The sequence below is a fragment of the Bacillus sp. 7_6_55CFAA_CT2 genome (genome assembly GCF_000238655.1).
In the GTDB taxonomy this organism is placed as follows: Bacteria; Bacillota; Bacilli; order Bacillales; family Bacillaceae_G; genus Bacillus_A; species Bacillus_A cereus.
Genome location: NZ_JH414711.1, coordinates 561,848 through 568,366, shown reverse-complemented (window position 1 = coordinate 568,366; position 6,519 = coordinate 561,848). Strand labels below are relative to the sequence as shown.

Here is a 6,519-nt window from a genome sequence, read left to right as displayed (position 1 = left end):
CCAGCCACTATACATACCATTCCAGCAATTTTCATGAAATTGATTGTTTCACCAAATAATAATGCTGACGCAATAATAACAAACACATATCCGAAACTCACCATTGGGTATGCATAACTTAAATCAACCTTTCTCAGCACAATCATCCATAATAATGCACTTAAACCGTAAAAAGCTAGTCCGAAAAAGTTCGGTACGTTAATGAAATTCATAATACCTACAGCCGCTGAACTTTGTGATTTCATTGCGCCAAACTTTAATAAAATTTGCCCTACAACTCCCATACCAACTGATAAAATAATCATCAAAAATTGTTGCATCTCTATACTCCTTAACTGTTTTATTCCAAATAAAAAACGTTTAAGACTCTCCTCTTAAACGTTTTAGTAAACCCGAATAGAGTAATTAAAAGTTCAATAGTATAATAATAACTGTTATCGCATATAACAACACTGTTATTAAAATATGCTGATCCTCTAATAAAACTTTATCTGGTTCTCCACCTTTATCTTCCATGTGAACTAAATATAAATAACGAAAAATCCCGTAAATTACAAATGGGATTGTCCACATTAAATAGATACTTTTCCCTGCATTAAAAGTAAAGATAGCATAAGTTACAATAGTTGCCGACGTAACAATTGTACTTAATTGGTCTAACAAAGCTGGAGAATAACTTTCTAATACTTTTCTATGAGAACCTTTATTATTCTGTAACAATACTAATTCATGTCGTCTTTTATTAATGGCCAAGAATAGTGACAGTAATAATGTACATAATAAAAACCACGGTGTAAATGGCACTTGAATAACTAATCCACCGGCCAATGCTCGTAAAACAAATCCAGATGCAATAATTAAAATATCAATGATTACAACGTGCTTTAAACGAATTGAATAAGCTACATTTAAAATAAAATAGACTGCTAATACTAAGCACAATAACGGATTTAGTATATATGAAACTACTAAAGACGCTACTAAAATAACACAACCTGCCGTAATAGCAAAATACGGATTTAATGCACCCGATGCCATCGGTCGATATCGCTTAACAGGGTGTTGTCGATCTGCCTCAATATCCATAAAATCATTTAAAATATAGACACAGCCAGATATTGCACAAAATAGCGCAAAACAAATTGCAGCTTGTGCCACCATAGTTAAAGATACTTGTTTTATCGAAAAGACTAACGCTGCAAATACAAGCAAGTTTTTAGTCCATTGTTTCGGGCGTAACTGTTTAAAAAACAATACAACTATATTTTGTTGAGATAAAGTTCCTTCTCTCATAATAATAAGAGAGCTTCTATTTTTTTCACTCTCTTCCTTCCCTCCTTATTCAATTGTAATTTCCTTCTAATACAGGAAAAATTATAACACATAAATTAAACATTGAAAATCAGTTATTAAATACCAATAATAAAGGGCTCTCCTCTATATTAATGTTTCTAAAAAATACAGAAGGAAGCCCTATCAACTATATATTCTATTTCAAATATTGACCACGAAACACTTGCATCGTTTCGTCTTGATTTAACATCGTTAACTCTTCTTCTGTAAACTTACCATTTCCTACTTTTACTACGTACACATTTACTTTTTTCTTACCCCATTGGCTATAAACATCTTTCACCGTATCATAATATAGATCAAGACGGTTTCCTTTTATTGCACCGCCCTTATCAGCTACTACACCATATCCATAACCTGGTACGAATAGAATCGTTCCAATCGGAAATACGCGTAAGTCCGCAGCGATTGTGGAATATAAATCCCTTTTCACTTTAACACCTGAATATGTAATACCATACTCTGGATGCCCCGGCCTCTTACCAGTTGACTCAATCCCCGATGTATAACCTGTTGCAGTCATTTCAATTGAACGATATTTAGACCAGTCGTTTGCCTGCTCTAAAGCATTTATCACTTCTTTACTCGGAGCAACATTTCTCTTAACTTCTGCTGCATGTACTTCTTTTGCACTCATTCCCTCATATTTCTTTACAATCTCTAATAAAGAAACTCCTGTGAAAGCATTCCATGTTACGCATAATGCAATTGCAAGTAAACAAGTCATCATAATGCGAATACAATATCGTTTTAACATTTTTATATTCCACACTCCTTCATCGTTAATCATTCCCTATACGATGAAGGAATATGCAAAAAAATAATCTCCAACTTAATTGGAGATTAAAACATTTGATATCCGCTTTTCCGAAGTTTCTTGATTACGACTCCTGCTAAAGCAGCCCCTACTAATCCAGTAGATAGAATAAATACGTCTGCTTGTCCTAAGTGCGATACACTTGTCCCAAATGAAGAAAATGTTTCTTTCGGTTTTGAAAAATAATCCCACATACTCGCTTTATTAATAATAAGCATACAAACAATTGGATACACAATAACCATTACCCAAGTAGCTCGCAAAATCATGTTGAGTAAAAATCCAATTCCAAAGAACAAAATAAAGAATAACATCATTGAAATAAGTAGTACCGGTATACTCACTCTTTTCCCCTCTCCTTCGCACGTGCCGTAAATACGTGATAAGCTGTATAACCAAATGGTTCGCCTGGATTTAATGTTTTGTCCACTTCAAGATGTAGTTCTGATCTTCCTTCTAACAAATATTTAATAAGCACAGACGTATTCGGATCGTCTACAATCTTATCCGGATGTAAGAACGCCACTTCAGACAATTCTTTCTCCTGTACAATAATATTTTCTCCTTCAGGTTCCAAAAGGAAAATAATCATATTATCACTAATCTCATTACGAATAACACCCGATCGAACACCAATAATCCCCTTCACATGAGCGACAATGCCTGTCTCTTCTAACACTTCGCGTTTCACAGCTTCATCAACCGTCTCACCTTCATTTACAAAACCAGCCGGTAAAGACCATTTCCCTTTTAATCCACTGTATTTCTTCTTAACAAATAGCCACCTACCATCTTTTGTAGCTACTAAACCACTAACAGCTAGCCATACCTTCCCTCGTTTCTCCATGATGTAATAACCTCCTCCATCAGAACGGACAGAATATTCTTTCTTTTTTTATATATTATACTATATTTTTAATATGAAAAAAGCAGAAACAGCTCTTAGCCGTTTCTGCTTTTTCTACTATATATTAAAAGAACTTTAATTTACCTTTTTTAAGAACTAATAAAGGTCCACCTAATAAGAATAGGTAACGGTTATCGATTACTTTCTTCATGAAGGAAGCTTTCCAACCTGTTAACTTTTTACCCATAACAACGCCCATTGCATCGTCATGACCTAAAGAACATACAGATCCTTTATTATCGAATGCGAATTTCTTCATTTCGCCCTTGCCACGAACTAATACAGTTAAGTTGTGTGCAATATTGTAACCTTGTTGAATTGCAATTTGTGCTGTTGGTGGGTAAGGACGGTTAATTTCTTCATTAATGATTAACGCTGCGTCACCAACCATGAATACATCTTCGTATCCTGGAGCGTGCATGTACTCATCAACTTTTACACGTCCGCGCATTGCTTCAAAGCCAGACTCTTCCACAATACCATTACCACGAACACCTGCAGCCCAAACTACTGTTTCAGACTTAATTAATTCAGTGTCATCGCCATTCGCAACGATAATACCTTCTTCAGTTGCTTCTTTAATTGCTGTACCGATGCGGAATTCTACACCTTTTTTCTCAAGTTGTTTTACAGCGTATTCTACTAACGCTGGATCAAAACCTGGAAGTGCTGTTGGAGCAGCTTCTACACAGATGATACGTGCTTTTTCACGTGGTACATTATACTCTTTGCAAAGTTCAGGAACACGGTTTGCAAGCTCACCTACGTACTCGATACCAGTAAATCCAGCACCACCAACAACGATTGTTACTAACTCATCGCGTTGTTCAGTTGCATATTTAGAGAAACTAGCTTCCATATGCTCACGAATTTCACGAGTTGCATTAATGTTAGCGATTGAGAATGCATGCTCTTTTAATCCTGTAATTCCGAATGTTTCTGATTCGAAACCAAGACCAATTACTAAGTAATCATACTCTAACTCGCCATCTTTTAAGATAATGCGTTTTTCAGCAGCTTTAATTTCTACTACTGTGTCTTGTACAAAGTTCACTTTATTTGTATCAATAACGTCTTGAATATCTAGACAGATTTTTTCATCTTGTAATGTACCAGCTGCGCTCTCATGTAACCAAGTCGCTTGGTAGTGATAGCTGTTGTTGTTTACTAGCGTAATTTCAGCTTCATTTACAGATAATGCTTTTTGCAGACGAACAGTCGTAATCATCCCGCCATAACCTGCACCTAAAACTACGATTTTTGGAGTCTTCACCAAATCACAACCCTTTTCTTTATATAATAGTAATGAAAAATAATACCAAGTACTAAAAACTCTATTTGTCAAGAATGTGGAATTTATCACATTCTATATCATAACAAAACGCAGTCAAAAAATCGTACGAATTTTGTCATAGAAATTTAACATAATACTTCCCTATATTAGTCGGTTTTATTCCAGAATTCAAGCGTCTGGAGAATTATCAATATTTTAAAATAACATAGCGTTTTCAAGGGTTTTTTAGCCTTTTTTTCATGTATTTTCCTTTCTGTATATTTTATACAATAAAAAAGAACCTATGCGAAAACTTACACACAATTCAGTCGTTTTCAGAAGTATTATGAACTCAAATATGCTATCATTTATTTGAAAGTGTCATCATTTGCAGGATTTTCGTGTACATATGAACAATATATGAAATCAATATCAAAATTCCATCTATAGGGGGAATGAAAGTGGCAGAAAATCAAAAAGTTTACGACATAACAATTATTGGTGGTGGTCCAACGGGACTGTTCACAGCATTTTATGGCGGTATGAGACAAGCAAGTGTAAAAATCATTGAAAGCTTACCTCAACTTGGCGGACAATTATCCGCACTCTACCCTGAAAAATACATTTATGATGTGGCTGGATTTCCAAAAGTGCGCGCACAAGAATTAGTTGATAACTTAAAAGAGCAAATGAAGAAATTTGACCCAACTGTTTGTTTAGAAGAAGCTGTCGATACGCTTGAGAAACAAGCTGACGGTATATTTAAACTTGTTACGAATAAGCAAACTCACTATTCTAAATCAGTTATTATTACTGCTGGCAATGGTGCTTTCCAACCACGCCGCTTAGAATTAGAAGGTACAGCGAAATACGAAAAGAAAAACTTACATTATTTCGTTGATGATATGAATAAATTTGCTGGTAAGCGCGTCGTAGTATTTGGCGGTGGCGACTCAGCAGTAGACTGGACAATGATGTTAGAACCGATTGCTGAAAAAGTTACAATCGTTCATCGTCGTGATAAATTCCGTGCGCATGAACATAGCGTAGAAAGCTTAATGAATTCTCGTGCAGAAGTAAGTACACCATACGTTCCAGTAGAACTCATTGGTGATGACAAGATTGAACAAGTCGTTCTTCAACATGTAAAAACGGAGGAAAAAATTATCATCGATGTTGATGACGTAATCGTAAACTACGGCTTCGTTTCTTCTCTTGGCCCAATTAAAAACTGGGGCTTAGATATACAAAAAAACAGCATCCTTGTAAATTCAAAAATGGAAACAAATATTCCTGGCATTTACGCTGCTGGTGACATTTGTACATATGAAGGAAAAGTAAAACTTATCGCTTGTGGATTTGGCGAAGCACCGACAGCAGTAAACAATGCAAAAGCTTACTTCGATCCAAATGCAAAACTTCAACCGATGCATAGCTCAAGTATGTTTTAATATGCAAAAATAAAGCTCCTTCCATACGTGGAAGGAGCTTTCCTTTTATATAACATAAAAGCACACTGAGTCCAATAAACTATCGAACTCAGTGTGCTTTTCGTCTAAAAAATTATTGTTTTCTTCTTCTACCTAATACGAATAATACTCCGCCAACTAAGAATGAAATTCCCGCACCAACTGACATCATCCATGAATGTGCTGCCCCTGTTTTCGGTAATTCTTTTTCTACTTTTGCTTGCGGTTCTTTAATTAACTTTTCCAGTCTTACTTCCGGTTTCACTTCTGGTTTCTTCAGATCTTTCGGTTCCTCCGGTTTCACTTCTGGTTCTTTTGGTTCTTTTGGTTCTTTTGGTTCTTTTGGTTCTTTTGGTTCTTTTGGTTCTTTTGGTTCTTTTGGTTCTTTTGGTTCTTTCGGTTCTTTTGGTTCTTTCGGTTCCTCCGGTTTCACTTCTGGTTCCTTCGGCTCTTTCGGTTCCTCCGGTTTCACTTCTGGTTCCTTCGGCTCTTTCGGTTCCTCCGGTTTCACTTCTGGTTCCTTCGGCTCTTTCGGTTCCTCTGGTTTCACTTCTGGTTCTTTTGGTTCTTTCGGATCCTCCGGTTTCAATTCTGGTTCTTTTGGTTCTTTCGGATCCTCCGGTTTCAATTCTGGTTCCTTCGGTTCTTTTCGGATCTTCTGGCTTCACTTCTGGTTCCTTCGGTTCTTTCGGATCTTCCG

Annotated in this window: 7 protein-coding genes and 1 pseudogene; 1 reads left to right on the top strand and 7 read right to left on the bottom strand. The window is 36.0% G+C overall.

Annotated features, from left to right (window positions below):
- From HMPREF1014_RS23445 to HMPREF1014_RS23420, 6 genes are all read right to left on the bottom strand, one after another.
- A partial coding sequence (locus HMPREF1014_RS23445) for an EamA family transporter (protein ID WP_001183888.1) occupies positions 1-320 on the bottom strand: 320 nt, incomplete at its 3' end.
- An 85-nt stretch (positions 321-405) separates the two neighbouring features.
- Positions 406-1,293: a decaprenyl-phosphate phosphoribosyltransferase gene (locus tag HMPREF1014_RS23440; RefSeq protein ID WP_001206694.1), complete on the bottom strand. Its 888-nt coding sequence runs from the start codon at positions 1,291-1,293 to the stop codon at positions 406-408.
- Positions 1,294-1,489: 196 nt separating this feature from the next.
- Positions 1,490-2,110, bottom strand: a complete 621-nt coding sequence (gene spsC / locus HMPREF1014_RS23435) for a stationary phase survival protein SpsC (RefSeq protein ID WP_009327527.1) — start codon at positions 2,108-2,110, stop codon at positions 1,490-1,492.
- A gap of 86 nt (positions 2,111-2,196) precedes the next feature.
- Positions 2,197-2,514 (bottom strand): YuiB family protein, encoded by a 318-nt coding sequence (locus tag HMPREF1014_RS23430; protein ID WP_000027016.1) that lies wholly within the window; start codon positions 2,512-2,514, stop codon positions 2,197-2,199.
- Positions 2,511-3,017, bottom strand: a complete 507-nt coding sequence (locus tag HMPREF1014_RS23425; protein WP_000415321.1) for an NUDIX hydrolase — start codon at positions 3,015-3,017, stop codon at positions 2,511-2,513. Before HMPREF1014_RS23425 ends, HMPREF1014_RS23430 begins: the two co-directional genes overlap by 4 nt.
- 124 nt (positions 3,018-3,141) lie before the next feature.
- The gene (locus tag HMPREF1014_RS23420) at positions 3,142-4,350 is read right to left on the bottom strand and encodes an NAD(P)/FAD-dependent oxidoreductase (RefSeq protein WP_000856612.1); all 1,209 of its coding nucleotides are present in this window, start codon (positions 4,348-4,350) and stop codon (positions 3,142-3,144) included.
- Between the two features lie 461 nt (positions 4,351-4,811).
- Between HMPREF1014_RS23420 and HMPREF1014_RS23415 the strand changes: the two genes are divergently transcribed.
- Complete coding sequence (locus HMPREF1014_RS23415; protein WP_000829788.1) at positions 4,812-5,801, top strand: NAD(P)/FAD-dependent oxidoreductase; 990 nt, start codon at positions 4,812-4,814, stop codon at positions 5,799-5,801.
- A gap of 112 nt (positions 5,802-5,913) precedes the next feature.
- Here the strand turns inward: HMPREF1014_RS23415 and HMPREF1014_RS32655 are convergent.
- Positions 5,914-6,249: pseudogene (locus HMPREF1014_RS32655) on the bottom strand (LPXTG cell wall anchor domain-containing protein); the annotation flags it as partial.
- Positions 6,250-6,519 lie beyond the last annotated feature (270 nt).

Excerpts from the sequence above, each read along its gene's own strand:
- spsC (WP_009327527.1), bottom strand. The coding sequence starts at position 2,110 with ATGTTAAAACGATATTGTATTCGCATTATGATGACTTGTTTACTTGCA.
- HMPREF1014_RS23440 (WP_001206694.1), bottom strand. The coding sequence starts at position 1,293 with ATGAGAGAAGGAACTTTATCTCAACAAAATATAGTTGTATTGTTTTTT.
- HMPREF1014_RS23425 (WP_000415321.1), bottom strand. The coding sequence starts at position 3,017 with ATGGAGAAACGAGGGAAGGTATGGCTAGCTGTTAGTGGTTTAGTAGCT.